22 protein-coding genes are annotated in these 26,642 nt (G+C 69.7%); 13 read left to right on the top strand and 9 right to left on the bottom strand.

Going from position 1 to position 26,642, the window contains the following annotated elements; translation table 11 throughout:
- Window positions 1–2: 2 nt before the first annotated feature.
- Both P0084_RS14770 and P0084_RS14765 read right to left on the bottom strand, forming a co-directional pair.
- On the bottom strand, window positions 3–1,397 hold the full coding sequence (locus tag P0084_RS14770) for a TrkH family potassium uptake protein (protein ID WP_374213674.1): 1,395 nt from the start codon (window positions 1,395–1,397) through the stop codon (window positions 3–5).
- A 1-nt stretch (window position 1,398) separates the two neighbouring features.
- Window positions 1,399–2,079, bottom strand: coding sequence for a potassium channel family protein (locus P0084_RS14765; protein ID WP_308917638.1), 681 nt, complete (start codon window positions 2,077–2,079; stop codon window positions 1,399–1,401).
- Window positions 2,080–2,214: 135 nt separating this feature from the next.
- Here P0084_RS14765 and P0084_RS14760 point away from each other — a divergent pair, with 135 nt between their 5' ends.
- Window positions 2,215–3,207: a Gfo/Idh/MocA family protein gene (locus P0084_RS14760; protein ID WP_308917637.1), complete on the top strand. Its 993-nt coding sequence runs from the start codon at window positions 2,215–2,217 to the stop codon at window positions 3,205–3,207.
- Window positions 3,208–3,211: 4 nt separating this feature from the next.
- On the opposite strand, the gene P0084_RS14755 is transcribed toward P0084_RS14760, so the two are convergent.
- Complete coding sequence (locus tag P0084_RS14755; protein ID WP_308917636.1) at window positions 3,212–4,714, bottom strand: FAD-dependent oxidoreductase; 1,503 nt, start codon at window positions 4,712–4,714, stop codon at window positions 3,212–3,214.
- Between the two features lie 175 nt (window positions 4,715–4,889).
- Here P0084_RS14755 and rimP point away from each other — a divergent pair, with 175 nt between their 5' ends.
- Genes rimP through infB form a run of 4 tightly spaced genes read left to right on the top strand, consistent with a single transcriptional unit; the run spans window position 4,890 to window position 10,251 of the window.
- Window positions 4,890–5,486 (top strand): ribosome maturation factor RimP, encoded by a 597-nt coding sequence (gene rimP, locus P0084_RS14750; protein ID WP_308917635.1) that lies wholly within the window; start codon window positions 4,890–4,892, stop codon window positions 5,484–5,486.
- Complete coding sequence (gene nusA, locus P0084_RS14745; protein ID WP_308917634.1) at window positions 5,486–7,117, top strand: transcription termination factor NusA; 1,632 nt, start codon at window positions 5,486–5,488, stop codon at window positions 7,115–7,117. The genes rimP and nusA overlap by 1 nt, the downstream gene beginning before the upstream one ends.
- A gap of 18 nt (window positions 7,118–7,135) precedes the next feature.
- Window positions 7,136–7,759 carry an RNA-binding protein gene (locus P0084_RS14740; RefSeq protein WP_308917651.1) on the top strand — a complete coding sequence of 208 codons (624 nt, stop codon included), beginning with the start codon at window positions 7,136–7,138 and terminating at the stop codon, window positions 7,757–7,759.
- Between the two features lie 5 nt (window positions 7,760–7,764).
- Window positions 7,765–10,251 (top strand): translation initiation factor IF-2, encoded by a 2,487-nt coding sequence (gene infB, locus P0084_RS14735; RefSeq protein WP_308917633.1) that lies wholly within the window; start codon window positions 7,765–7,767, stop codon window positions 10,249–10,251.
- 462 nt (window positions 10,252–10,713) lie between these two features.
- Here infB and P0084_RS14730 read toward each other — a convergent pair whose 3' ends face one another.
- Window positions 10,714–11,607, bottom strand: a complete 894-nt coding sequence (locus P0084_RS14730) for an NAD(P)H-binding protein (RefSeq protein WP_308917632.1) — start codon at window positions 11,605–11,607, stop codon at window positions 10,714–10,716.
- Window positions 11,608–12,086: 479 nt separating this feature from the next.
- Between P0084_RS14730 and P0084_RS14725 the strand changes: the two genes are divergently transcribed.
- From P0084_RS14725 to P0084_RS14715, 3 genes are all read left to right on the top strand, one after another.
- Complete coding sequence (locus P0084_RS14725) at window positions 12,087–12,947, top strand: AraC family transcriptional regulator (RefSeq protein ID WP_374213672.1); 861 nt, start codon at window positions 12,087–12,089, stop codon at window positions 12,945–12,947.
- A 263-nt stretch (window positions 12,948–13,210) separates the two neighbouring features.
- Window positions 13,211–13,588, top strand: coding sequence for a rhodanese-like domain-containing protein (locus P0084_RS14720; protein ID WP_308917630.1), 378 nt, complete (start codon window positions 13,211–13,213; stop codon window positions 13,586–13,588).
- An 87-nt stretch (window positions 13,589–13,675) separates the two neighbouring features.
- A complete protein-coding gene (locus P0084_RS14715; RefSeq protein ID WP_308917629.1) occupies window positions 13,676–15,010 on the top strand; it encodes an amidase in 1,335 nt (444 codons plus the stop codon).
- Window positions 15,011–15,016: 6 nt separating this feature from the next.
- Here P0084_RS14715 and hisD read toward each other — a convergent pair whose 3' ends face one another.
- A complete protein-coding gene (gene hisD / locus P0084_RS14710) occupies window positions 15,017–16,306 on the bottom strand; it encodes a histidinol dehydrogenase (protein ID WP_308917628.1) in 1,290 nt (429 codons plus the stop codon).
- A 131-nt stretch (window positions 16,307–16,437) separates the two neighbouring features.
- Between hisD and P0084_RS14705 the strand changes: the two genes are divergently transcribed.
- From P0084_RS14705 to P0084_RS14685, 5 genes are all read left to right on the top strand, one after another.
- Complete coding sequence (locus tag P0084_RS14705; RefSeq protein ID WP_308917627.1) at window positions 16,438–17,628, top strand: nuclear transport factor 2 family protein; 1,191 nt, start codon at window positions 16,438–16,440, stop codon at window positions 17,626–17,628.
- A 40-nt stretch (window positions 17,629–17,668) separates the two neighbouring features.
- Window positions 17,669–18,901: an extracellular solute-binding protein gene (locus P0084_RS14700; protein WP_308917626.1), complete on the top strand. Its 1,233-nt coding sequence runs from the start codon at window positions 17,669–17,671 to the stop codon at window positions 18,899–18,901.
- 61 nt (window positions 18,902–18,962) lie between these two features.
- Complete coding sequence (locus tag P0084_RS14695; protein WP_308917625.1) at window positions 18,963–20,003, top strand: carbohydrate ABC transporter permease; 1,041 nt, start codon at window positions 18,963–18,965, stop codon at window positions 20,001–20,003.
- Window positions 20,004–20,053: 50 nt separating this feature from the next.
- Window positions 20,054–20,887 carry a carbohydrate ABC transporter permease gene (locus P0084_RS14690; RefSeq protein WP_374213675.1) on the top strand — a complete coding sequence of 278 codons (834 nt, stop codon included), beginning with the start codon at window positions 20,054–20,056 and terminating at the stop codon, window positions 20,885–20,887.
- 62 nt (window positions 20,888–20,949) lie between these two features.
- Window positions 20,950–21,960 (top strand): LacI family DNA-binding transcriptional regulator, encoded by a 1,011-nt coding sequence (locus P0084_RS14685; protein ID WP_308917624.1) that lies wholly within the window; start codon window positions 20,950–20,952, stop codon window positions 21,958–21,960.
- Between the two features lie 79 nt (window positions 21,961–22,039).
- Here the strand turns inward: P0084_RS14685 and P0084_RS14680 are convergent, their stop codons facing one another.
- The 4 genes from P0084_RS14680 to P0084_RS14665 are packed head-to-tail and all read right to left on the bottom strand — an operon-like array spanning window position 22,040 to window position 26,552.
- Window positions 22,040–22,369 carry an AtuA-related protein gene (locus tag P0084_RS14680; protein ID WP_308917623.1) on the bottom strand — a complete coding sequence of 110 codons (330 nt, stop codon included), beginning with the start codon at window positions 22,367–22,369 and terminating at the stop codon, window positions 22,040–22,042.
- Between the two features lies 1 nt (window position 22,370).
- Window positions 22,371–23,711 (bottom strand): acyclic terpene utilization AtuA family protein, encoded by a 1,341-nt coding sequence (locus P0084_RS14675; RefSeq protein WP_308917622.1) that lies wholly within the window; start codon window positions 23,709–23,711, stop codon window positions 22,371–22,373.
- Complete coding sequence (locus P0084_RS14670) at window positions 23,708–25,585, bottom strand: TRAP transporter permease (protein ID WP_308917621.1); 1,878 nt, start codon at window positions 25,583–25,585, stop codon at window positions 23,708–23,710. The genes P0084_RS14675 and P0084_RS14670 overlap by 4 nt, the downstream gene beginning before the upstream one ends.
- 4 nt (window positions 25,586–25,589) lie before the next feature.
- On the bottom strand, window positions 25,590–26,552 hold the full coding sequence (locus P0084_RS14665; protein ID WP_308917620.1) for a TAXI family TRAP transporter solute-binding subunit: 963 nt from the start codon (window positions 26,550–26,552) through the stop codon (window positions 25,590–25,592).
- Window positions 26,553–26,642: the final 90 nt, after the last annotated feature.

Below are 26,642 nucleotides of genomic sequence, written 5' to 3'. Positions count from 1 at the left end.
CCTTACCCCAGGAACACCTGCCCCCGCGGATAGCGCACCCTCGGCCGCACCCGGGTCGCCAGGAAGAACCCCAGCGTCAGCGGCCCCACCCGTCCGGCGAACATCAGCGCGATGATGACCGTGCGACCCAGCCCGTCCAGTTCGCCCGTGGCACCCCGGGACAGGCCGACCGTGCCGAAGGCGGATGCCACCTCGAACAGCAGGTCCAGGAAGTCTCCGTCGTGGGACAGCAGCACCAGGAAGGTGGCCACCGCCACGAACAGCATGGCGACCGCGACCAGGGCTGTGACGCGCAGCACGTCCTCCAACGGGATGGACCGGCCGAAGGCGTTCAGCTCGGTCGAGCGGCGGAAGAAGGCCAGCGTCGCCAGGATCAGGCAGATGAAGGTCGTGACCTTGATCCCGCCCGCCGTGGACGTGGGGCCCCCGCCCACCAGCATCAGGGTGATGGTCATGAAGGCCGTGCTGTCGTGGACGGCGGCGAAGTCGGCGGTGTTGAACCCCGCCGTGCGCGGCGTGACGCCCTGGAACCAGGCGACGGTCAGCTTGTGCACGGGGTCGTCGAACAGCCCCAGCGTGCGGGGGTTGTTCCATTCCAGCACGGCGAAGGTCGCGACGGCCCAGACGATCAGGCAGGCCGTGCCCACCAGCATCAGCTTGGAATGGAGGTTGAGGGGCGCGAACCGGTACCCGTGGCGGTGCAGGTCCGCGATCACCGCGAAGCCCAGGCCGCCCACGATGAACAGCACCGGCACGGTGACGTTCACGAACGGGTCCAGGGCATAGCCCGTCAGGCTGTCCGCGAACAAGGCGAAGCCCGCGTTGTTGAACGCCGAGATCGAGAAGAACACCGCGTGCCAGATCCCCGGCCACAGCCCCAGGTCGGGCACGAAGACGAAGCACAGGGCCAGCGCGCCCACCACCTCGAACGACACGACGACGATCGCGATCAGCTTCACCAGACGTCCCAGGTCGCGCAGGCTGGTCTGGCCCAGATCCTCGCGCAGGGTGATCGACCGGGGCAGGCCGACGGGCATGCCCAGCGCCGTCAGGATCAGCACGGCGAAGGCCATCAGCCCCAGGCCGCCCAGCTGGATCAGGGCGGCGATCACCGCTTCACCGAAGAAGGTGAAGGCGCTGGCCGGATCCACGACGACCAACCCCGTGACCGTGACCGCGGAGGCCGACATGAACACCGCGTCGCCCCAGCCGACGGGGTGGGCCACCGGATCCTCCAGGGCGAAGGGCAGCTTCAGCAGCACGGCGCCCAGGGCCACCAGGGCCGCATAGAGCACCAGCAGCGTCAGGGGCGGGGGCAGGCGCAGCACCCGGTTGCGCCAGCCCTGCCGGGGCCGGAAGCGGACGCGCATGGCCGGTCGTCTCAGGCGTGGGGCCATGTCAGCCGCACTGCGCCTCCCCGAACCTCTGCAACGGGCTGCGGCGGCCCAGCAGCAGCAGGGTGTCCCCCTCCGCTATCGTTGGATCGGCCTCCAGGCGGTGCAGCTGGCCGTGCCGCAGAAGGCCCAGGCATTCGATGTCGTGCCGCTCGCGGAAGTCGATCTGCCCCAGCGTCCGCCCTAGCAGGCGGCCCGGCGCGTTCAGGCTGACCACCGTCTGGTTGCCCGCCGCGACCATGTAGTCGGTGACGAACGGGTTGTGGATCGTCTGGGCCACGCGGCGGCCCATCTCCTGCTCCGGGTTGACGACGTGATCCACGCCGATGCGCGACAGGATGCGGCGATGGGTGCGGGACCGGGACTTGGACCAGATCCGCTTCACCCCCAGCACGCGGGCGTTCATGGCGCCCACGATGTTGGCTTCCAGGTCGTCACCCATGGCGATCACCACGGCGTCGCACTGGTCCACGCCCGCGTCGCGCAACGCCGCCTCGTCCCGGGCGTCGGCGATCACGGCCTGCGCCAGGGTGTCGGCCAGGGCGTTCACCTTGGCGTCCTCGACGTCGATGCCCAGGACGTGGTGCCCGAAGGCGGCCAGGTCGCGGGCCACGGCGCCACCGAACGTGCCCAGACCGACCACGGCAACGGGGCCGATCGGGTCAGGGGTCTTGCTGTCGGCCATGGACGTCCCTCCGGCACCGCGCGAAGCGGCAACCTAGCGTCCGCCCCGCCCCCGCCAAGACCCGCCGCGCCTTGCCGTGCGGGCCCGCGTCGCGCAGGTTGCGCGCGACCGCCCGCGCCGAAGGAAGGCCCCGCCATGACCCAGCCGTTCCGCTATGCCCTCGTGGGGGCTGGCATGGTCGCCGACGTGTTCCACCGCGCCGCCGCCGCGTCCGACGGGCGCATGGCGGTGGAGGTGGTCGTTGCGCGCTCGCAGGACGCGCGGGACAGGGTGGCCGCGACGCATGGGTGCCGCATGGCGAGCTCGCTGGGCGCGGTGCTGGCCGAGGGCGGGGTGGACGCGGTGATCCTGGCCACGCCGCCCGATGCGCGCGCCGCGATGGTGGCGGCCTGCACCGATGCGGGGATGCCCGTCCTGGCGGAGAAGCCGCTGGAACGCACCGCGGACGCGGCGGCGGCCCTGGTGGCCCGGATGGGGACCGTGCCCTTCGGGGTCGTCCTGCAGCACCGGATGCGCGCGGCCAGCCGGGCGGCGCGGGACGCCGTGGACGGCGGCGCGCTGGGCGCCCCGCGCCTGCTGCGCGTGGACGTGCCGTGGTGGCGCGACCCGGGCTACTATGCGCAGCCGGGGCGGGGGACGCTGGCCCGTGACGGGGGCGGGGTGATGATCACGCAGGCGATCCACGCGCTGGATCTGGGCCTGTGGCTGACGGGCGCACCCGTGGTCCGCGTTCGCGGCGGCACGGCCCGCGCCCTGCACGACCTGGAGGGGGAGGACACCGCCGCCGCCCTGATCGACTTCAAGGGGGGCGCCGTCGGCGTCTTCACCGCCACCACCGCCGCCTATCCCGGCCGGTCCGAGATCGTGGAGCTGACCTGCGAGCATGGCACCCTGCGCCTGGGCGGCGGCGCGCTGACCGTCCTGCACCGGGACGGCCGGCAGGAGGTCGTGGGAGAGGAGGGGGGCAGCGGCGGCGGGGCCGATCCGATGGCCTTCCCACTGGATGCCCACCAGGCGGTGATGCTGGACTTCGCCGGGGCCGTGCGCGCGGGACGGCCGCCGTTTCTGCCGGCGAGCGCGGCGCTTCCGGTGCAGCGGTGCATCGACGCGATCGCGCGCGCGGGCTGACCCGTCAGGCCGGAACCGGTCCCCCGGCTCGCGCCATCGCCAGGTGCATCTCGGCCAGCTCCGCGTCGCGGCCGGCGGTCAGGGCCGCCACCACCGTCCCACCCTTGACGTAGCGCGCCAGGAACGGCCCCGACGGGTCGCCGTCGATGTCGATCCGGTCCCACTCCTCCGCATGTCCGAGATACCGGTACTGCCGCGCGAGCGCCGTCCAGAAGAACGGGATGTCGTCCGCGTCCCCGGCCTGCCCCAGCATCGCCCGCGCCGCGCGGCGGCCGTGCTGCTGGGCCACGCGCCAATGCTCGATCCGCGCCGTGCCGAAGGGGGTGGGCGCCGCCGCGCTGTCGCCCGCGACATGGACCCCGGGCCGCCCGGGCACGCCCATGCCGGGACCGACCCGCACGCCGCCGTCGTCCCCCGTGTCGATCCCGTCGATCCCGTCCGTGCCCGGCGTCACGCCGACTGCGGTCAGGATCAGGTCGGCGCGTGCCGTTCCGCCGTCCTTCCAGTCCACCGCGACGCCGTCGCCGTCCGCCCGGAACGCCACGGCCTCGGTCTCCGCCAGATGGGACACACCCGCCTCGACGTGCTCCGCCAGGATGGCGCGGGCCACGTCCGGACCCACGATGCCGGCCAGGGGCAGGGCGTTGCGCGTGGCCAGGGTCACCGACAGGCCGCGCTTGGTCAGGGACAGGGCGGCCTCCATCCCGATGAAGCCGCCGCCGACCACGATCGCCGTTTCGGCCCCCTCCGCCGCCGCGGCGATCGCGGCCGCATCCTCGCCCGAGCGCAGCACGTAGACGCCCGGCAGTTCCGCGCCTGGCACGTCCAGCCGCCGCGGGGTGCCGCCCGGCGCCAGCAGCAGCGCGTCGAAGGCCCGCGTTCCGCCGCCCTCCAGCGTGACGGTGCCGTCCCCCACCGCGATCACGCGCCCCGCGATCGTCGCAATGTCGAGATCGGCCGGGGTCGGGTGCAGGGCCAGGTCGCCCACGGCCTTCGCCCCGGCCAGCACGGCCTTCGACAGCATCGTCCGGTCCAGGGGCGGACCGTCGGGGGACACCATCTCGATCACCCCGTCGAAGCCCCGCTCCCGCAGTTCCGCCGCCGCGGCCATGGCGGCCGCGCCGCCGCCCGCGACGACGAAGCGCCGGGCGTCGGACGTGCCCCGCGCCCGGTCCGGCATAGGATGGGCGGGCGCGTCGTCCGGCACGTCCACGATCACCCGCCCGTCGCGGATCGCGACGGCGAAGCGCTGCAGGTCTCCGTGTCCCGGCGGCTGGGTCTGCGCGCCCGTGCGCGCGTCGAAGCAGGCGTGGTGGAAGGCGCAGATCAACGTGCCGTCGCGGACCACCCCCTTCGACAGCGGCAGGCCCAGATGGGGGCATTCGTGCGTCAGCGCGGTCACGTCGTCGCCCGTGCGGATCAGCAGTATGGCCCGTTCGCCCGCCATCGCCTTGACGGGTTCGTCCTGCGGCAGGTCGGACAGGGCGGCCAGGTCGTGGTCGGGCATGGGATCCTCCGGGGTCGCGGGTGCAGCCGGAAAGCTAGGCCGGGGGGGTGCTGCGGAAAGGCGGGTTGCATCCCCCCGACCGGTCCCCTATCTGCACCTCAACAGCGGCGCCCCTGGGCACCACCGAACGTCAGCGGGCCGCACGGCCCGCTTTTTCGTTTCTGGGGACATCATCGTGTCTGACCTGATCGCCAAGACCGCACTTGACCGTCGCCTCGCCGCGATCGTCACGCCCGTGATCGAGGACATGGGCTTCGAACTCGTCCGCCTGCGGATGCAGGGCGGCAACACGCCCACCCTGCAGGTCATGGCCGAACGCCCCGACGGGCGGATCGAAGTGGACGACTGCGCCGACATCTCGAACATGCTGTCGGCCACCCTGGACGTGGAGGACCCCATCGACGGCGAATACGTCTTGGAGGTCGGCTCCCCCGGCATCGACCGCCCCCTGACGCGGCTGAAGGACTTCGACACGTGGCAGGGCTACGATGCGAAGGTCGAGCTGTCCGAACCCGTGGACGACCAGAAGCGGTTCCGCGGCATCGTCCAGGGGACCGAAGGCGACGAGATCCTGCTCGAGATCGACCGGCCCGGCGGCCGCGTCGTGATCGGCCTGACCTTCGACCTGCTGGCCGAGGCCAAGCTGGTCCTGACCGACGAGCTGGTCCGCGAGACGCTGCGCCAGCGCAAGGCGGCGGGGACCGTGGACCCGGCCGAGATAGACGAGAGCAAGTTCGACGAAATCCAGACGATGGACAGCGAGGACGATTGATGGCCATCACATCCGCAAACCAACTGGAACTGCTGCAGATTGCCGACGCGGTCGCGCGGGAGAAGATGATCGACCCCGTTCTGGTGATCGAGGCGATGGAGGAATCGCTCGCCCGCGCCGCCAAGTCCCGCTACGGCGCGGACATGGACATCCGCGTGTCCATCGACCGCAAGACCGGCCAGCCGACCTTCACCCGCGTGCGCACCGTGGTGCCGGAGGAGGAGATCGAGAACGACAAGGCGGAGTTCCCGCCCGAGGTCGCCAAGCAGTACCTCGCCGACCCAAAGATCGGCGACACCTTCGTCGAGGAGGTCCCCCCCGTCGACATGGGCCGCATCGCCGCGCAGTCGGCCAAGCAGGTCATCCTGCAGAAGGTCCGCGAGGCCGAGCGCGAGCGCCAGTACGAGGAGTTCAAGGACCGCGCCGGACAGATCATCAACGGCCTGGTCAAGCGCGAGGAATACGGCAACATCATCGTGGACATCGGCGCGGGCGAGGCCGTGCTGCGCCGCAACGAGAAGATCGGCCGCGAATCCTATCGCCCGGGCGACCGGATCCGCGTCTACATCAAGGACGTCCGGCGCGAGCCGCGCGGCCCGCAGATCTTCCTGTCGCGCACCGCGCCCGAGTTCATGATGAAGCTGTTCGAGATGGAGGTGCCGGAGATCTACGACGGCGTCATCGAGATCAAGGCCTGCGCCCGCGACCCGGGCAGCCGCGCGAAGATCGCCGTCATCTCCTACGACAGCGGCATCGACCCGGTGGGTGCCTGCGTCGGCATGCGCGGCTCGCGCGTGCAGGCCGTCGTCAACGAGTTGCAGGGCGAGCGGATCGACATCATCCCGTGGAACGACGACGCGCCGACCTTCCTGGTCAACGCCTTGCAGCCCGCGGAAGTGTCGAAGGTCGTCCTGGACGACGAGAACGAGCGCATTGAGGTCGTGGTCCCCGACGAGCAGCTGAGCCTGGCCATCGGTCGGCGCGGCCAGAACGTGCGGCTGGCCTCGCAGCTGACCGGCGTGGATATCGACATCCTGACCGAGGAGGAGGAGTCGAAGCGCCGCCAGGCCGAGTTCGAGCAGCGCACGCAGCTGTTCATGGAGACGCTGGACCTGGACGAGTTCTTCGCCCAGCTCCTCGTGTCCGAGGGCTTCACGAACCTGGAGGAGGTCGCCTTCGTCGAGATCGACGAGCTGCTGGTCATCGACGGCGTGGACGAGGACACGGCTGCCGAGCTCCAGGCCCGCGCCCGCGACCACATCGAGGCGCAGAACGCCAAGGCGTTGGAGGCCGCGCGCGAGGCCGGGCTGCAGGACGACCTGGCCGAGTTCGAGGGTCTGACCCCCCAGATGCTGGAGGTGCTGGCAAAGGACGGCGTCACCACCCTGGAGGAGTTCGCCAAATGCGCCGACTGGGAGCTGGCGGGCGGCTGGTCGGTCATCGACGGGCAGCGCGTGAAGGACGACGGCCTGCTGGAACAGTTCAAGATGTCGCTGGAGGAAGCCCGCGACCTGGTCATGACCGCCCGCGTGATGCTGGGCTACGTCACCCCGGAGGAGGCCCTGGGGCAGACCGACGATGCGGAAGCGGACGCCGAAGGCGAACGCGAGCCCCAGGAGGCCGGGGCGTGATCGCCCCGGATCGTTCCCCTGAGCCGCGGCGGCAAGGCGAAGATACGTGACGACGGCGAACGCCGCTGCATCGTCACCGGCGAGACGGGACCCAAGGCGGGGCTGATCCGCTTCGTCGCGGGACCCGACGACGTCGTGGTCCCCGACTTCGCGAACAAGTTGCCCGGGCGGGGAATTTGGGTGTCCGCGGACCGCGCGGCCTTGGAAAGGGCCGTGGCGAAGCGCATGTTCGGTCGGGGCGCCAAGCGGCAGGTCACGGTGCCCGACGGGCTGATGGACCTGGTCGAGGCCGGTCTGTTGAAGCGCGTGCAGGACACGCTGGCCCTGGCCCGCAAGGCGGGCGAGGCCGTCACGGGATACGAGAAGGTGAAGGCCGCCCTGGGCGGATGGCCCATCGCCGCCCTGCTCCAGGCCCGGGACGGGTCGGAGCGCGGCAAGGGCAAGCTGTGGACGCCCGAGGGCGCCCGCTGGATCGGCCACCTGTCGGCCGACGAACTGGGCCGGGCCTTCGGGCGCGACCGGGTGATTCACGCAGCGGTGGCATCTGGCACCCTGGGTTATCGTGTTGTAGAGGAAGCCGCGAAGCTTAAGGGCATACGCGGCGTGGACGGTGGCGATGTGGCCACCGGGAAGGAATCGTAGGACGCATGAGCGATACGGACGGCAAGAAACCCCTCGGGCTGTCGGGTGGCGCCCGTTCCGGCCAGGTGAAGCAGAGCTTCGCGCGGGGCCGGACGAAGAACGTCGTGGTCGAGACGAAGCGCAAGCGCGTGATGGCGCCGAAGCCCGGCACCAATACCGCCGCGCAGGCCTCGGCGCAGGGTTCCAAGAGCAAGGCCGGCGCCACCGATGCCGAGATGCAGCGCCGCTTGCGCGCGCTCCAGATGGCCAAGGCCCAGGAGGCCGAGGACGCGGAGCGCCGCAAGCGCGAGGAAGAGGAGCGCGCCGCCGACCGCGAGCGCCGTCGCGCCGAGGCCGAGGCCAAGGAGCGCGAGGAGCGCGAGCGCGAGGAGCTGATCAAGCAGAAGGCGGAGGAGGACGAGCGCCGCAAGCGCGAGGCCGAGGAGGCGCGCAACCGCCCCGCCGGTGCGCCCGCCGCCGCCACGCCGCCCGCGGGCGGCGATGCGGGTCAGCCGCAGCGCCAGCGCAACCTCGGCCCCGACGCCCGTCCGGGCGGTCCCGGCAACGACGCCAAGCGCAAGCGCGACGACGACAGCGGCAAGCCGCGTGGCGGCGACAACCGCCGGTCGGGCAAGCTGACCGTGAACCAGGCCCTGCGGGGCGGCGAAGGCCGCACGCGATCCCTGGCGTCTATGCGGCGCAAGCAGGAGCGCCAGCGTCAGAAGGGCGGCAGCAGCGGTCCGCAGGAGAAGGTGATGCGAACCGTCCAGCTGCCGGAGGCGATCACCGTCGCCGAACTGGCGAACCGCATGACCGAACGCGTCGCGGACGTGGTCAAGTCGCTGATGCAGAACGGCATCATGGCGACCCAGACCCAGACGATCGATGCCGATACCGCGGAGTTGATCATCGAGGAGTTCGGCCACAAGATCCAGCGTGTGTCCGATGCCGACGTCGAGCAGGTCATCGATGCGGCCGACGACAAGGCGGAGGATCTGAAGCCCCGGCCCCCCGTCATCACGATCATGGGCCATGTCGACCACGGCAAGACGTCGCTTCTGGACGCGATCCGCAACGCCCGCGTCCAAGCGGGCGAGGCGGGCGGCATCACGCAGCACATCGGCGCCTATCAGGTGAAGCAGGGCGACACCGCCCTGACGTTCCTGGACACGCCGGGCCACGCCGCGTTCACGTCCATGCGGGCGCGGGGCGCGCAGGTCACCGACATCGTGATCCTGGTGGTGGCGGCGGACGACGCCGTGATGCCCCAGACGATCGAGGCGATCAATCACGCCAAGGCGGCGGGCGTCCCCATGATCGTGGCGATCAACAAGATCGACGCGCCGGGCGCCGATCCCGACAAGGTCCGCGCCGACCTCCTGCGCCAGGAGGTCATCGTCGAGAAGATGTCCGGCGACGTGCAGGACGTCGAGGTCTCCGCGTTGAAGGGCGACGGCCTGGACCAGTTGCTGGAAGCCATCGCCCTGCAGGCCGAGATCCTGGAGCTGAAGGCCAACCCCGGCCGTGCCGCCCTCGGCGCCGTAATCGAGGCGAAGCTGGACGTGGGACGCGGTCCCGTGGCGACCGTGCTGGTCCAGAACGGCACCCTGAACACCGGCGACATCTTCGTCGTCGGCGAGCAGTGGGGCAAGGTCCGCGCCATGGAGAACGACCAGGGCAAGCGGGTGAAGGCCGCCGGCCCCTCCGTTCCGGTCGAGGTGCTCGGCATCAACGGCACGCCCCAGGCGGGCGACGTCCTGAACGTCGTCCGGTCCGAGGCCCAGGCCCGCGAGATCGCGGCCTTCCGCGAGCAGCAGTCCAAGGACAAGCGCGCGGCGCTCGGCGCGGCCACGACGCTGGATCAGCTTCTGGCGAAGGCCAAGGCCGACGAGAGTGTGTCGGAGTTGTCGCTGGTCGTGAAGGCCGACGTGCAGGGTTCGGCGGAGGCCATCGCCCAGGCGTTGGAGAAGGTCGGCAACGAGGAGGTCCGCGTCCGCGTCCTGCACAGCGGGGTCGGCGCGATCACCGAATCCGACATCACCCTGGCCGAAGCGTCGAAGACGCCCGTGATCGGCTTCAACGTCCGCGCCAACGCACCCGCACGCGCGGCGGCCAACCAGAAGGGCGTGGAGATCCGGTACTACTCGGTGATCTACGACCTGGTGGACGACGTGAAGCAGGCGGCCAGCGGCCTCCTGTCCGCGGAGATCAAGGAGAACTTCATCGGCTACGCCGAGATCAAGGAAGTCTTCCGCGTCACCGGCGTCGGCAACGTCGCGGGCTGCCTGGTCACCGAAGGGGTGGCGCGCCGGTCCGCCGGCGTCCGCCTCCTGCGCGACGACGTCGTGGTCCACGAAGGCACGCTCAAGACGCTCAAGCGCTTCAAGGACGAGGTCAAGGAAGTCCAGTCCGGCCAGGAATGCGGCATGGCGTTCGAGCGTTACGACGACATCCGCGTGGGCGACGTCATCGAGATCTTCGAACGGGAGGAGGTCGAGCGCACGCTCGCCTGACCCGTTCCGCGTCCGGAGCTTCACCACGGATGGAGCTTCGGACGTGGTGATCGACGTTCCTCGACGGATGGCGGCCCACGATGCCGTCGAGCGCCCGGGTGCGGAGGCGGCAGCCTTCGCTGCATCGCCCGACGCGTGCGGGACCTGGGGAGGATGCCGTCCGCTCCGCAAACCGTTCATGCCCCAGGGCGATCCGCTGCACGAACGCAGCTGTGGTCACGGAGGATGTGCGATCGTCCTTTGGGTCATCGCGGCCAGCTCTGGACGCGCGCCCAACCCAAAGGCCATGGGGCCGCGCATGTATCGAAGGACGGCTCCCCCACGCTTCGCCAGGGAGGGTCATGCATCGGCGAAGCGTTCGTTCGTGACGATGGATCCCCGGGATCGGCCTAGGCGGCGACGCCGGGGGGCGTCGGCGGCACATCGGGGCCGAAGGTCGTTACCCGGATACCGGCGACGGTCCTATGATCGGGCATCTCCACCGGAAAGGGCCGCGACCAGTTCCCGGTGGCACCATTCCCGGAATGTCGTGGGCGTATCGCGCCGGTCCGGTGGCACGAAGGCCAGATCCATCCCTTCGTTCTTCGCGGTCAGCATCTCGACATAGCCCTTCACCATGCCCTCCGTCGCGCCCATCCCGCGCATCATGTCGGCGAAATCCGCCATCGCGATCTCCCGGAACCGGACCTCCCGGCCGACGACGTCCGTGACGATCGCGGCCATCTCGTCGAAGGTCAGCTCCTCCGGACCCAGAAGCGGCACGTCCTCGACCCCCGTCCAGGAGCGGTCCCGCAGGAGGTCCACGGCCCTCGCGGCGACGTCCGCCTTCGCCACGTGCGGCAGTTTCAAATGGCCTGGGCTGGGCTGGAAGAAGAGGCCCGCCTCGCGGATCGGCTCCGCCTGGCGCGCGACGTTGTCCATCAGCGAAGCGCAGGCCAGCGCACGATAGGCGACGCCGGTCGCCCCGATCATGTCGTCCATCGCGATGCTCGCGGTCGCGTGCCCGGCCGGCATCCCCCAACCGCGCCCGAGCGCCGAGACGCCGACGACATGACTGACGGAGGACGTCCGCAACGCATCGCGGAAGGCGCGGGAGAAATCGACATATGCCGCTTCGGAGCTCTCGGCGGTGGGTGGGCCCGGCGGAAGCCAGAAGACCGCATCGATCCCGTCGAGCGCGGGGCCGATGACGGTCGCGTCGGCATGAGATCCCTGCACGACGTCGATCTGGCCGCGCACATCGCTGTCGAGGTTCGAAGGATCGCGCAGGACGACGCGGATCGGTTCGCCGCCTTCGAGCAACCCCTTCAGGACGCGGGTGCCGATGTCGCCCGTGGGCGTGGTGACGAGGATCATGGGAAAAACTCCTGTTCTTACTGCGCCCGGCCGGGCCATTCGCGGCGACCGGTCGTCCGGGCGCCGCACATTAGAACGTGTCATGGCATCGCCGGATCGGCGGATCTCCGATGATTGCGGTCGGCCCGCCCTCGATCGTCCCGGGGGAACAGACCCGACGCATGCGTCGGAAGGGCCCGCCCGGGGAGGACCCACGAGATCCTGTCCGGACGGGACCGCCACCATGTCATCGGGCCGTCCAACGTCCCTCGGGGTGGGCGTGATCCGTTCGACGCCCCGGCGTCTGGGGTCGCCATCCGCGAAGGCATCCAGACGTCACAGCCGTGCTTCGCGATGGGCATCCGGATCCTTTCGGTATCGGCACGCGGATACCCCGTCATCGGGAACGTGTTATGTCCGAGAGGACGGTTTTCTAGCGCGAGCGTACGACGATGGATCCCCTGTCGAACATCATCGCCTTGCTGCGTCCTCATGGATGCATGGCCGCCGGCCTGGATGCGTCCGGCGACTGGGCGATCCGTTTCGAGCGGCATGCCGGCATGAAATGCAACGCGATCGTGAGGGGTGGCTGCTGGCTTTCGGTCGACGGCGGACGTCCGACGCGGCTCGAAGCCGGCACGTGCTTCATCCTGCCCCATGGCAGGCCGTTCCTGATCTCGTCGTCCGGCCAACGAAACGGGATGGCCGCGGAAACGATCTATGCCCCGGTCCCGCATGGCGGAACCGTCGTCCACGGCGATGGCGGAGAGTTCTACATGACCGGAAGCCGGTTCCTGCTCGGGGGCAAGACGGCGGAGGTCCTGCTGGCGCCCCTCCCGCCGGTCCTGATCGTGACGCCGGGTGCGGAAAGCGCGGCCGTCGCCTGGGCGCTCGATCACATCGCGGCGGAACTTCGGGAGCCGCGCCCAGGGACCGCGCTGTCGATCGAGCATCTGTCCCACTTCCTCCTCGTCCAGGCGATGCGACGATATCTCGACTCCGGCCACCTCATGACGGGCGGATGGCTCGCGGCCCTGTCCGATCCGCAGATCGTCCGCGCGGTCGCCGCCATGCATGCCGATCCCGGACATGCGTGGACCGTGGAGGACCTGGCCCGACGGGCCGGACTGTCGCGCACATCGCTCACCGTCCGGTTCAGGAGGGTGACGGGGCAGACGCCGATCGCGTACTTGACGGACTGGCGCATGCTGCTGGCGGCGGAACGCCTCCGCCGGACCGGCGACCCGATCGCCGGAATCGCGGCCGATCTGGGTTATGCCTCCGAGAGTGCGTTCTCGGTGGCCTTCCGCCGGACGATGGGAACGACACCACGACGCCATGCCCGAAGCTCGGCGGAATGAAGGTGAACCGTCGTGCCGCCGTATCGCCGGGCGGACCGATCGAAATGCGCAGCACCATCGGCTCGCACCATCCGGAATGGGTTCGGGGGTGCGAAAGGGGGGCTGGCCCAGGGTGCCATGACGGTCCGTGCGCCGACCGCAGCGCCGTCAAACATGTCGATCATGCTCGTCGTCGCGACGATCGCGTATACATGGGTGTCTGCGTTCCTGTAGATCGGCCGCCTTCGGTCGGAGCACGACGCACGTCCTTGGGAGACACGGCAATGAAGACGGCTCAAGACTATCTCGACGCGGCGAACGCCATCGTACCGCGCATCCCGGCATCGGAGGCCATCGCGATCCATTCGGAGGGGCGCGGAACGTTCATCGACGTTCGCGACAGCGCTGCCATCGCCCAGACCGGGACCATCGCGGGGGCCCATCGCATCCCGCGCGGTTTCCTCGAGTTCGCGGCCGACAAGGATCTCGGCTCCCACGATCCGGCACTCGACCCCGAGGCGGAGATCTTCCTCGTCTGCGGAAAGGGTGGCCAGGCGGCGCTCTCTGGCGCGACCCTGAAGGCGATGGGGTTCGCCCACGTCACGAATATCGGCGGCATCGGGGATTGGAAGGACGCTGGCGGCCCGATGGATGCCGGATGACCTGCGGCTTCCGTGCCCCATAGCGCAGGGCTCGCGCATCGATCGGGCGGGAAGGACGCACCGTGATCGGGGCGATGAGAACACGACATGACGATGATCGAACTGCCCGATCTCACCATCGCCGAGATCGCACGGGCGTTGCGTGGGGGTCAGGCGACCGTCGTGGACCTGATCGGCGCGACGCTCGATCGGATCGCGGTGCGGGATCCGCAGATCGGGGCGTTCGTGTCCGTGGATGGCGACGCGGCCTTGCGACGGGCGGCGGTTCTGGATGCGGAACTCTCGCGCGGTGACGACCGTGGGCCGATGCACGGCATTCCGATCGGCATCAAGGACGTCGTCGCCGTCGCGGGGTGGCCCACGGGATGCGGGTCGTTCGCCGCGTCGCCGCGGCCGGCGCGGGTCGATGCCACGGCCGTCGCCCGGCTGCGTGTCGCGGGCGCGATCCCGATCGGGCGGCTCGCGACCTACGAGTACGCCCTGAGTGGACCGACTTTCGATGGACCGGTGCCTCCACCGCGCAATCCGCGCGACCCCACCCGCATCACCGGTGGGTCTTCGTCGGGATCGGCGGCCGCGGTGGCGGCAGGCCTGGTGCGGGTCGCGGTCGGAACGGATACCGGCGGATCGATCCGGGCGCCCGCGGCCTATTGCGGGGTGGTCGGACTGAAGTCGGGGCGTGGGGCGATCCCGCTCGATGGCGTGCATCCCCTATCGCCCAGTCTGGACAACGTCGACGCGATCGGTGTGACCGTGGCGGAGGCTGCGGTGGCCTCGAACATCATGGCCGCGCGGCCGCCGCACGTTCCTTCGCTCGAAGGCATCCGGATCGGATACGGCCGGTCGTGGTCGTTCGACCCGCGGACGGCGCCGGAACTGGTGCGGCGGCTCGACGAGACGGCGGACGTGTTCGCGGCACTGGGGTTCCCGGTCGAGATCGTCGATCTCCCTGATTACGCCCCGTTCGAGACGACCGGCGCCACGATCCTGCGGGCGGAGGCGTGGTCCGTCCACCGCGACGCCATCGCGCGGAACGGTAGGTCCTACGGCGCGGCAGCGCGGGAAGATCTCCTATCGGGCTCGGACCTAACCGAGACTGACCTAGCCGACGCCCGCCGCACCGCCGATGCCCTGTCGGGCCACCTGCGCTCGGCGATGGCGGATGTGTCCGTCCTGCTGCTTCCGACGACGCTGACGCCGGCGCCGCCGCTGGCCGACTTCCGCGATGGACCGCGCTGGACCGCGATGCGCACGATCCCGTTCAACGTCGCAGGATTGCCGGCGATCAACGTGCCGTGCGGGACGGTGGACGGTTTGCCCGTCGGGTTGCAAATCGCCGGCCGGACCGGATCCGAGGCCGCGATCTGCGCGGTGGCCGCGGCATACGAGGCCGCGGCGGGTCATGCGGTCCGACGATCGTAGGCGCGATCAGCCGTTCAGCCGGTCCAGCCGCAACTGCGCGGCGCGGCGATGCCCCTCCAGCCCCTCGCTGCGGCTCTGCCGCACCGCCGGCGGCGCGACGGCGCGGACCCCCTCCGGCGTCATGCTCTGATGCGTCACGGTCTTGAGGTAGGACCCTACCCAAAGCCCGCCCGTGTACCGGCCCGCTCTCATCGTCGGCAGCGTATGGTTCGTGCCGCAGCACTTGTCGGAATAGACGACGCTGGCGAGTTCCCCCACGAAGAGCGACCCATAGCCCGTCAGCGTGCGGGCGAAGGTTTCGGCGTCCGCGGTGTGGACCTGCAGGTGCTCCGCCGCCACCGCGTCGGAATAGCGTCGCATCGCGTCCTCGTCGGAGACGAGCGCGATCTCCCCGAAGTCGCGCCAAGCCTGGCCCGCCGTCTCCGCCGTCGACAGCGTCGCCAACTGCGCCTCCACTTCCGCCAACACGGCCAAGGCCAGGGGGCGGTGCGTCGTCACGAGCCCGACGCGCGTGCGCACGTCGTGCTCGGCCTGCGCGAGGAGGTCGGTCGCGATGGTCGCCGCATCCCCCGTCTCGTCGGCCAGAACGAAGATCTCCGATGGGCCCGCCAGCTGGTCGATGCCGACAGGACCGAAGACCTGCCGCTTCGCCTCGTTCACGAAGGCGTTGCCGGGCCCGACGATCTTGTCGACCTTCGGCACGGTCTGGGTGCCATGGGCCATCGCCGCGACCGCCTGAGCGCCCCCGATGCGGAAAATGCGGTCGGCCCCGGACAGGTGACAGCCCGCGATCATCGCCTCGTGGGCGCTCGGCGGCAGGCAGGCCACGATCTCGCCCACGCCCGCGACCTTGGCCGGCACGACGGTCATGACGGGGGCGGACAGCAGCGGATAGCGGCCACCCGGCACGTAGCATCCGACGCGGGCCAGGGGGATGTGCCGGTGCCCGAGATGCACGCCGGGCAGGATCTCCACCTCGAGATCGGACAGCGTCGCGCGCTGCGCCTCGGCGAAGGCCCGGACGTTCGCGATGGCGAACTCCGTATCGGCACGGGTCTGGGGGTCGAGGCGATCGACGGCCGCCTGCCTGTCGTTCATCGTCACCTCCAGGCGATCGGGGCAGCCGCCGTCGAAGCGATCCGCGTAGCGCCGGACCGCCGCATCGCCCTCCGCCGCGACGGCGGCCAGAATGCCATGCACCGTTTCCGACACCGTCCGTCCGTCCAATGCCGCATCGCGCGCGGGTGCCTTGATGTATTCTATCCCCACCCCGTCGTTCATTCCGGTGTTCCTCATGTCTGCCACGACCACGCGATCGCTAGGATGTATTGCATTCGTATGCAAACACAGTAGCGTGGCATCATGCGTGGAGCGGAACGCGGGCCGGGCGACGGCGCGACATCGGAACGCCACGGCGGAGGATGGACATGGACGGAAATCCCGCAATCGGCGACGCGGTCGCCGACGACTCGCGGAAACGGGACGAGGCGATGCAGGTCGAGACGCACGATTTCGTTGAGGTGATGGCCCCCGACCGATCCCGTACCCAGCCGATGGACGGGTTCGACGACGGCTATGCCGACATCGTGGACTACATCGTCCGGTGCACCCACAGGATCTGGGACGAGCGTGACATCGGCCTGATCTACACGCACTACACCCACAACTGCGTTCTCTACACGCCCATGGGTACGATCTATAACCGGGACGACGTGGTCCGCGACACGATCCAGCGCCTCGTGTCCCTGCCCGAACGCCGCGGACAGGCGACCCAGGTGATCTGGGGTGGCGACGACGTGAGCGGCTTCTATACGTCGCATCTGGTGACGGGGTCCGGACGCCATTCGCAGAACGGCCATTACGGACCGCCGACGTTCCGACCGTTCACGACGCGCACGATCGCGGACTGCATGATCCTGCGCAACATGATCTACCGTGAATATCTGGTCACGGACCAGATGGCGATGATCCGGCAACTGGGCCTGGACGTCCGTGCCTATGCCGACCGTCTGGCGCGCGCCAAGCTGGATCAGGGCCTGACGGGCGTCGACATCGGGGAGACGGGGGTGTCGCTGGGCCAGTACCCGCCCGACGCCGCACCCGACCTTTCGATCGCGTCGAACGACCTGGAGCGGCTGACGCTGGGCTGGATGCACGACGTCTGGAACCGCAAGATGTTCGGACGCATCCGCGACGTGTACGCCCCCAACGCGCAGTGGCACGGCCCCCTGATGAAGGAGCTTTCGGGCACAAGCGCCGTGATACACCAGTCGCTGGGCCTTTGCGGGACGTTGCCGGATGCCCGGTTCACCGCCCATCACGTCTGCTCGCAGCCCTGCGTCGAGGGGGGGACGAAGGTCGCGGTCCGCTGGACGCTGGAAGGGCATCATCTGGGCTACGGCATCCTGGAAAGCCTGGGCGATCCCACCGGAAAGCACCTTCGCGTGATGGGCATGACGCATCTTCACTACAAGGACGGGCGGATCGTCGACGACTGGACGCTCTACGACGAGCTTTCGATGCTGGTGCAGGTTCGCATGGCGCAGATGGCGGACCGGGCTGCGGCCGCCCCGGCGGCGCGGATCGCGTCCGGTGACGCCGCGCCCGCAGTCCAGTGACACGGATGCACGCCCCCTTCCCCTTCCACGGAGCATATCGATGAAGACCTTCACCATCACCGCAGCGGTCGGCATGGCCTTCGCCACGATCGCTTCGGCCGAATGCGGCATCGAAGCCGGTTCGGTCCGCATCCTCGGCAACGACTTCGACGCCATCTCCATCGTCACGGACGAGGCGCGGACCTGCGCGTCCGACGACGTCGAGGTGACGGTGAACCTGACGACCGAGCACAAGAACATCCAGGTGCCCGCGCTCAGCATCGATCCCGCGGAGTACACGGTGGCCATCGTCGCCAACAACTCGATCGTCCCGCTCTTGAACGACGGGTTGATCCGACCGCTCGACGACCTCATCGCGCGGTACGGCGAGGATCTGTCGCCGCAGCAGATGATCCGCGTGGGCGGCGAGACGGTCGCCATCGCCTTCATGGGCAACGCGCAGCATCTGTACTTCCGGTCCGACGTCCTGGAGGAGGCGGGCGTCGAGCCGCCGGAAACCTACGAGGACGTGCTGGCCGCCGCCGAGGCGATCCGCGCCGCGGGCATACAGGAGCATCCGCTGGCCGCGACGAACGCGGCTGGATGGTACCTGGCCGCCGAGTTCGTGAACATGCATCTGGGCATGGGCGGGGACTTCTTCGAGGCCGGAACGGCGGAACCCGCGATCGAGAACGAAGCGGGCGTCGCGACGCTCGAGATGATGAAGGCCCTGTCGGAATACATGGGCCCCGACTTCCTGAACTACACGGCCGACGAGATGAAGGCTCTGTACCTCGCGGGCGACGTGGCCATCATGAACCAGTGGGGTTCGATGGCGGGGGCCCATATCGACGGCGAGACCAGCGGCAACGCCGACGTGTCCGAAGCCACGGTACTGGCCGCCGCTCCCACCGTGGGCGGCGGCTCGATCCCGGCGGCCGCGCTGTGGTGGGACGGCTTCGCCATCGCGGCGAACGTCTCGGACGAGGACGCCGCCGCGTCCTTCCAGGCGATGCTGCACGCCACGCGGCCCGAGGTGGCGGCGGCGAACCCGAACGCCGCCACGTGGCTGATCCCCGGCTTCGAGCCGACGGAGACGTCGCAGGCCGTGCTGGCGACCGCGCGGGCCGGTGCGTTGGCCTATCCGATGACGCCGCAGATGGGCCTGCTCCACACCGCGCTCGGCGCCGAGCTGACCGACTTCATGCAGGGCAACGAGACCGCTGAGGAGGCCCTGGCCGACGTCGCCGCCTCCTACCGCGTGTCGGCGCGCGAGGCGGGCTTCCTGCAATAGGAACCGCCGCGCCGCGCGGGCGCGCCACGCCCGCGCGGACGCCTGTCGGAGGCAGTTGCCGATGCGTACAAAGGTGTTCCTGGGCTTCGTCGCGCCGTCGGTCGCGCTGATGGTCCTGTTCATCGCGCTGCCCATCGCGTCCATCGTCGTCCAGTCCCTCCACGTGGAACATCCCCGCGTCCTGGAGGAGGTCGAGACGTGTTCCCCCTTCGGGGGCTGCACGACGGAACTGCGCGTGGACACCACCGCGACCGACTCGTTGCGGGAAGCCGAACCGCTCGGGCGGTTCGCGGGGTTGGAGACGTACCTCAACCGCAACCACCTCGCCAGCGCCGAGATCGGGGCCATCCTGCGCGACAACGACGGCCCTGCGGACGTGGTCGCGCGCATCTACGACCTTCCGTTCTACAAGGCGCTGGCCTTCACGCTCGCCTATACGTTCCTCGTCACGCCGATCGCCATCGTCGCGGGCTTCTTCGTGGCGCTCGGGGTGACCGGCGTGACCAAGGGGCTGCGCGGCCCGGTCATCTTCATGTCGCTGCTGCCCTACATCGTGACGCCCCTGATCGGCGCGCTGATCATCTATTGGATGACGGGGTCGGACGGCATCATCGGCGCCACGTTGCAGGTCCTGTTCGACGATCCCGGCCTCCACCTGCGCGCTTCGCCCGTGCTGACGTGGATCACGCTCATCGTCTACGGCATCTGGCACATGACCCCCTTCGCCTTCGTGGTCTTCTATGCAGGGCTCCAGACGGTGCCGTCCGACACCCTGGAATCGGCGATGATCGACGGTGCCAACCGGTGGGAGCAGATCCGCTACGTCGTGATCCCGCACCTCGCGCCGCTGGTCACGTTCATCGCGCTGATCCTGCTCATGGACAACTTCCGGGTGCTGGAACCCATCGTCAGCTTCCAGGCGGAGGCGCACGCCACGTCGCTGTCCTGGGCCATCTACAACGACCTCTACGGCCAGGCCGACCAGCTTTTCGCATCCGCGGCGGCGACCTCCGTCCTGACGACGATCGGCGTCGCGGTCCTGCTGATGCCGTCGCTCCTGCGGACGTGGCGGTCGTTCCGGGAACGGGGCGCCCGGTCGTGAGCGGACCCGTATCGGTCCTGGGGCGCCGGTCCCGCGCGCGCACGGTCGCCCTGATCTTCCTGACGGTCTGGCTGATCGCGGCGACCGTGCCGTTCCTGTGGACGCTCTGGGGGTCGTTCAAGGTCCAGGCGGACTTCTTCAGCCGCGAGGATTGGCGCAACGCGATCTTCGGGGTGAACACGATCCAGCAGACGGGGGACGCCTTCACGGGCGACGGCTATGCCGGTGCGTGGATCGAGCGGGAGTTCTGGCGCGCGGCCTTGAACACCGGGCTCGTGGTGCTCTGCGTCACCTCCGTCTCGCTGATGGTCGGCACGCTGGCGGGCTACGCCCTGTCGCGGTCGTCGCGCCAATACGCGTTCTGGCTGCTGATCGGGGCGCTGATCTTCCGGGCGATGCCGCACATCACGCTGGTGTCGGGCTACCTGCTGCCCTTCTTCGAGCTGAACGTCTGGGGCGTCCTGCCGACCGCGATCGTCGTGCTCGTCGCGATCAATCAGCCCTTCACCATCTGGATGCTGCACAGCTTCTTCCTGTCCGTGCCACGCGACCTGGACGAGAGCGCGATGGTGGACGGGTGCAGCCAGTTCCAGGCGTTCCGGCTGGTCATCATCCCGGTGATGTGGCCCGGCGTCATCACCACGGGGCTGTTCAGCTTCCTTCTGGCCTACAACGACTTCGTGGTGACGGCCCTGCTTTTGAACCAGGACAACCAGACCATGGTCCCGAAGATCGCGTCCTTCCTGGGAACGGTGCAGACCGAGGGGGCGATCATGTACGCCGTGGCCGCGGTCGTGTCCGCGACGGTGCCCCTGTTCGTCTTGGTCCTGTTCTTTCAGCGTCAGATCGTGGGCGGCCTGACGGCCGGTGCCGTGAAGGGGTAGGACCGGCCCTCGCAAGTGCCGCGCCGCTGCGCCATATGGCGGTCGGCAGATGGGGGCGCGCCATGGGCAACCGCAGGATCACCGCTCAGGACGTGGCGCGCCATGCGGGCGTCAGCCAGTCGGCGGTTTCGCGGGCCTTCACGCCGGGAACGTCCGTGTCGCCCCGCATGGCCGCGAAGGTCCGGCGCGCGGCGGAGGAACTGGGCTATCGCCCGAACGCGACGGCACGGACGCTCATCACCGGACGCAGCCGGATCGTGGGCCTCGTCGTCTACTATCTCGACAACCCGTTCTATCCCGACGTGGTCGAACGGTTGTCGATCGCGTTGCAGGCCGAAGGCTATCACGTGCTGCTGTTCACCGCCTCGCCGACGCTGGGCGACGTGGAACCCGTCCTCCAACGCATCCTGGACTACCAGGTCGACGCGATCGTCATGGTCTCGATCTCGCTCGGCTCCACGCTTGCGCGGCGGTGCGCCGCGCTGGACATTCCGGTGCTGCTGTTCAACCGCGATCAACCCGGGGCCGACATGCTCGCGGTGACGACCGACAACGTCGCCGGCGGACGGCTGGCGGCCCGCGCATTGCTGCGCGGCAGGCCCCGGCGCATCGCGCATCTCGCCGGGTTCGAGGGGGCGTCGACCCAGATCGACCGGGAAGCGGGGTTTCGCGCCGCCCTGTCCGAGGCGGGGCATACGCTCCACAGCCGTGCGGTGGGGAACTACCGCTACGACGTCGCTCGCGACGCGGCGCGGACGCTGTTGGCGCGATCCGACCGGCCGGACGCCCTGTTCTGCGGCGACGACCAGATGGCGTTCGCGGCCCTCGACGTCGCACGGCACGAGTTCGGGCTGCGCGTGCCCCGGGATCTCGCGGTCGTGGGCTACGACGACGTGCCGCAATCCGCCTGGCCCAGCTTCGATCTGACATCCGTCCGGCAACCCGTGGAAACGATGGTCGGCCGAAGCATCAACCTGTTGATGGACGCGATCGCGGAACATGCCGTCATCCCCGAACCGGTCCGCATCGAGCCGACGCTGGTGCTCCGATCCACCACGCGGCACGGGGCCTGATGGACGGCGGCCGACGGGGTCTGCGGAAACGACCGTCCGGCATCCTCGATCATGCCGCGGCAGCGAACGCCTCGACGCCCTAGGGTCGGGGGAGGCTTTCGCCCCCCGCCTCCATCTCGATGTCCAGGAGGGTGGCGCCCAGGCACTTGCCATGGGCATCGATCGCCAGCGACCGGGTGACGCCGCCCGTCAGGAATCCGCGCAGGACGAAGTTCAGGGCGTGGAGCTGCGGCAGCGCGTAGCGCGAGACCGCATCGGCGCGTTCGATACCGAAATGCCGCGCCACGCGTTCGGCGGTCATCGTCCGCTCGATCAGGGGCCAGTCCCGCGCCCGATAGGCGATGACCGAGATGTTGGACGTGTCGCCCTTGTCGCCCGTCCGCGCATGGGCGATGTCGCGCAGTCGCATCTCAGGTCTCCGTCATCTCGTGGGTCTGGCAAACGTCCGGGGCCGCGATGTAGCCGGACGCGATCGCCACGACCTCCTGGGTCCGGCCCGTGAAGCCGCCGCCGCCCGAGGGTCCGCAGAGATAGAGGCCTTCGACCTCCTCGGCGACGCGATGCGCACCGGCCCGCGTCCGGCACCGTGCCGCGAATCTCATGCGTATCTCGGGGGGGTCCGGGCGGGGATCGCGGACCGCGCGCGAAACGGCATCGTATCCGATCAGATCGCTGCGCCGTTCGAGGACGTCATCGCCCAGCGGTCCGAGGCGCGCCGTCACGAGGTCGGCCGCGAGGCGGCCCCGCGCGACGCAACCCGACCCGGCATAGGAGATCTGCCCCTCGCCGATCCAGCCGTCCCGATAGCCGACGGAGACCTTCAGCATAGCCGGCGCGCGACGGCCTGTCCCACCGGTGACCCGGACCCGATCCGGGCCGATCCGCTCGAACTGGACCTGCGAGAAATCCGCGATCACGTCAGGTTGCATGTAGGCCGCCGGATCGTGGACCTCGTAGAGGAGTTGCTCGATGCAGGTAGCCCGGGTGACCTGGCCGCCCGTCCCCTCCAACTTCGAGACGACGGCATTCCCGTCCGCTCCGACCTCCGCGATCGGGAACCCGATCTCGGCCAAGTTGGGCACGTCCTTCCGTCCGGGATCGGCGAAGTAGCCGCCCGTGACCTGCGCCGCGCATTCCAGCAGGTGGCCGATCAGCGTGCCCTTGCCCAGACGATCCCAGTCGTCCATCGCCCACCGATGGGTCTGCACCAGCGGCGCCACGAACAGCGCGGGATCCGCGACGCGGCCGCAGACCACCACGTCGGCGCCTGCGTCCAGCGCCGCGACGATGCCGCGGATGCCGGTATAGGCGTTGGCCGAGATCACGCGGTCGCCTAGTTCCCGCACCGTCGCGCCCAGTTCGTCCAGGGCGATGTCGCCGGTTCGGTCAAGCACGTCGTCGCCCAGCACGGCCGCCACGCGCAGCCCCCTGAGCCCCAGGTCCCGCGCCACGTCCGCTGCCCTGCGCGCCGCGGCACGGGGATTGGCAGCCCCCATGTTGGTGACGATGCGCGTCCCGTTCGCGTGGCAGGCCGGCAGGACCGCCCGCAACCGCCGCTCCAACAGGCGGTCGAACCCGCCGGAGGGATCGTGCAGACGCGCCTGCTGCGCCAGCGCGATGGTCCGCTCCGCCAGGCATTCGAACACCAGGAAGTCCAGCGCCCCGCGCTTGGCCAGGTCCACGGCCGGGGCGATCCGGTCGCCCGCGAAACCCGCGCCGGTCCCGATCCGGACGGTCCGAACCTCGCTCAAGCGGCGATCCCCCGCCGCATGCGTCCGAACGCATGGAGCGCGGCCAGGATGCCCAGCGCCAGGAACGGGGTCGCCGGCTGCGGCCAGATCGCCAGGACGACGACCGCCAGCAAGGCGGCGGCGTCCCGCATGCGGTGCCCCGTCAGGTCGGCCCCCGCCAGAAGGGCCGGTATGGCGATCACGAGCGCCAGCCCCGCCGCGACCGCTTCGATCAGGTCGAACGTCCCGCCCTGCATCGTCATGCCCGGATAGAGCAGCAGGAGGAACGGCACCACATAGGTCACGGCGGCCAGACGCACCGCCTCTCCCGCCGCGGGCAGCCAGTTCGTATCTGCGATGCCCGACCCGACGAAGACCGCGACGCAGACGGGCGGCGTGATGACCGATATCGTCGCGAAGTAGAAGACGAAGAGATGCGCGGCGAGCGGGTCGACCCCGACCGCCGTTAGGGCCGGCGCCAGCACGGCTGCGACCAGCACGTAGGCCGCGGTCGTGGGCAGCCCCATCCCCATCACCAGGCAGACCAGGCCGACGATCAGCGCGACGAGGACCGGGACGTCCCCCGCCCACGCGACGATCAGGGAGGACAGCGTGACGCCGATGCCGGTCAGGTTGATCATCGACACCAGGACCTGCGCGCCGGCCAGCAGGACGCCGATGATGACCATGCCCTTGCCCGCGTCCTCCACCCCCGACAGGACGCGGCCGCCCATCTCGCGGGGGGCCATGCGTCCGGCCCGCGTGGCCACGAATGCGACCAGCAGGCCCACGATGCCGTAGAAAGCCGACGTCGCGATGGACCGCCCCAGATAGATGCCGATCCCCAGGCCCCCCAGGGCGCACAGGATCGGCAGCACCCGGCGCGGCGCCCGGATGACCGACCAAGCCGGCAGGTCCGCCTCCGGGACCAGCGCGAGGTCGCGTCGGATCGCGACGAAATGGACCGTCATGAACACCGAGACGTAGAACAGAAGCGCGGGCAGGATCGCGCCCAGGATGATCGTCCAATAGGACATGCCGAGGATCTCGGCCATGACGAAGGCGGCGGCGCCCATGATCGGCGGCGCGATCTGCCCCCCGGTGGAGGCGACCGCCTCGACGGCCGCGGCGAAGGGGCGGGGATAGCCCAGGCGCACCATCATCGGAATCGTGAAGTTGCCGGTCGTGGCCACGTTGGCGACCGCCGACCCGGAGATCATCCCGAACAGGCCGCTGGCGATCGTCGCGATCTTGGCCGCGCCGCCGGGCTGGCGCCCCCCGATCCGCATGGCGAAGTCCATGAAGGTCTGCCCGCCGCCCGTATGCAGCAGCAGCGCGCCGAACAGGACGAAGGCCGCGATGATCGTCGCGGCCACGCCCGTCAGCATTCCCCAGATGCCCAGATCCCCCAGGAACACCGTTTCGGTCACGAAGGCCGCGTCGAAGCCGCGATGGTGCAGCGCGCCGGGCAGGACGTCGCCGAAGAGCGCATAGGCCAGTCCCGCGATCACCAGAACGGGGAAGATCAAGCCGACCGTCCGCCGCCCGAGTTCCAGGACCGCTGCGACCAGCCCGATGGTCAGAACGGTGTCGAGCGTCGTGGCCCAGGGCAGGGAGCCCATGATCGTCTCGAAGTTCCAGACCACGTAGCCGCAGGCCGCCACCGCGATCCCCGCCAGGGCGAGGTCGACCGCAAGGCCCACCGGGCGCCACGGCCTGCCCCCACCGAGGGGAAACAACGCGAATCCCAGGCAGGTCACGAGGGCGAGGAAGACCGCGCGCTGGATCAGCCCCTCGAACGGACCCGTCGCTGCGGTATAGAAGACGAAGGCGCCGACCGCGACGGCCAGGGTTCGCTGAACCCCGGCCAGGGCAGGGGACGTCCCATCGGCCACGACCTCAGCCTTCGGGCTGCAGCTTCTCGGGGATCTCGTGGCCGTTCTCCTCGAACCAGCGGGCCGCCCCTGGATGGAGCGGAATGGTCCCGAACTCCAGCGTGAGGTCCGCCAGGTCCGTATCGGCGATGCTCGCCATCGCGTTGGCCTGCGCGTCCTGGCCTGCCATCACGGCGGATACGATCTTGTAGGCCGTTTCCTCGTCCAACGAGGACGGCGCGGCCACGCCGACGCCGAAGCTCCAGGTCCGGTAGGCCGGAATGCCGTCGGCCGCGCCCGCGGGGATGTCGACGATCGAGATGTCGGGCATCGCCTCGGCCAACGTCGCGGCCTGCGCGTCGTCCAGTCCCAGGACGCGGATATCGGTGGAGGTCGCGATGTCCATGGTGGATCCGTCGAGCTTCAGGCCCGAACCGGACTTCACGTAGCCCGCCATCCGGTTGTCCTTGATCGCGCCCACGACGTCGGTGGTCGATCCGCGGGCGAAATCGGCGGAAAGGTCGAGGGTTTCGAACACCGCCTCCGTGGTGGCCTCCGTCGACGACCCCCGTATCCCCGGGTTGAAGCGCACGCCCTCCAGGCCGTCGAGCGCCTCGACGCCGGAATCGGATCGGACGATGACGTTCTGCGGGGCGTTCGTATAGACCCACAAAAGCGTCAGGTCCTGGGCGTTGCCTTCGAAGTCGTTCGTCCCGGCGGCGGCATGCTGGACGGTGTTGGTCGTCACGAGGCCCAGATCGACCTGACCGCGCGCCATGCGGCGGATGTTGTCGAGCGTGGCGCCGGTCTCGACCACGGAGGCGGAGACGCCGTCCGCGTTCTCGTTGATGAGTTGGCCGACGGCCACGAAGTAGCCGTAATGGCTGGACGACGCGGAGGTGGAACCGATCAGCAGATCCTGTTCCTGAGCGTGGGCCGGACCGGCCAGCGCGACGGCGCCCGCCAATGCGATGAACGTGGACTTCATGGTCTTCCTCCCGGGATCGCGTCGGACGTCACGTCCGCGGCAAACAGATCGCCCCCCGACACCATTGCGGGAAGTGCGATCATGCGCATT

It is taken from the genome of Jannaschia maritima (genome assembly GCF_030973515.1).
Taxonomy (GTDB): domain Bacteria; phylum Pseudomonadota; class Alphaproteobacteria; order Rhodobacterales; family Rhodobacteraceae; genus Jannaschia; species Jannaschia maritima.
Note: the sequence above shows the minus strand (reverse complement) of the source record. Positions and strands in the feature narration are given on the sequence as shown.

Coding starts and splice junctions, on each gene's coding strand:
- P0084_RS14770 (WP_374213674.1), bottom strand. CDS start 1,397: ATGGCCCCACGCCTGAGACGACCGGCCATGCGCGTCCGCTTCCGGCCC.
- P0084_RS14765 (WP_308917638.1), bottom strand. CDS start 2,079: ATGGCCGACAGCAAGACCCCTGACCCGATCGGCCCCGTTGCCGTGGTC.
- P0084_RS14760 (WP_308917637.1), top strand. CDS start 2,215: ATGACCCAGCCGTTCCGCTATGCCCTCGTGGGGGCTGGCATGGTCGCC.
- P0084_RS14755 (WP_308917636.1), bottom strand. CDS start 4,714: ATGCCCGACCACGACCTGGCCGCCCTGTCCGACCTGCCGCAGGACGAA.
- nusA (WP_308917634.1), top strand. CDS start 5,486: ATGGCCATCACATCCGCAAACCAACTGGAACTGCTGCAGATTGCCGAC.
- infB (WP_308917633.1), top strand. CDS start 7,765: ATGAGCGATACGGACGGCAAGAAACCCCTCGGGCTGTCGGGTGGCGCC.
- P0084_RS14730 (WP_308917632.1), bottom strand. CDS start 11,607: ATGATCCTCGTCACCACGCCCACGGGCGACATCGGCACCCGCGTCCTG.
- P0084_RS14725 (WP_374213672.1), top strand. CDS start 12,087: ATGGCCGCCGGCCTGGATGCGTCCGGCGACTGGGCGATCCGTTTCGAG.
- P0084_RS14720 (WP_308917630.1), top strand. CDS start 13,211: ATGAAGACGGCTCAAGACTATCTCGACGCGGCGAACGCCATCGTACCG.
- P0084_RS14715 (WP_308917629.1), top strand. CDS start 13,676: ATGACGATGATCGAACTGCCCGATCTCACCATCGCCGAGATCGCACGG.
- hisD (WP_308917628.1), bottom strand. CDS start 16,306: ATGAGGAACACCGGAATGAACGACGGGGTGGGGATAGAATACATCAAG.
- P0084_RS14705 (WP_308917627.1), top strand. CDS start 16,438: ATGGACGGAAATCCCGCAATCGGCGACGCGGTCGCCGACGACTCGCGG.
- P0084_RS14700 (WP_308917626.1), top strand. CDS start 17,669: ATGAAGACCTTCACCATCACCGCAGCGGTCGGCATGGCCTTCGCCACG.
- P0084_RS14695 (WP_308917625.1), top strand. CDS start 18,963: ATGCGTACAAAGGTGTTCCTGGGCTTCGTCGCGCCGTCGGTCGCGCTG.
- P0084_RS14685 (WP_308917624.1), top strand. CDS start 20,950: ATGGGCAACCGCAGGATCACCGCTCAGGACGTGGCGCGCCATGCGGGC.
- P0084_RS14680 (WP_308917623.1), bottom strand. CDS start 22,369: ATGCGACTGCGCGACATCGCCCATGCGCGGACGGGCGACAAGGGCGAC.
- P0084_RS14665 (WP_308917620.1), bottom strand. CDS start 26,552: ATGAAGTCCACGTTCATCGCATTGGCGGGCGCCGTCGCGCTGGCCGGT.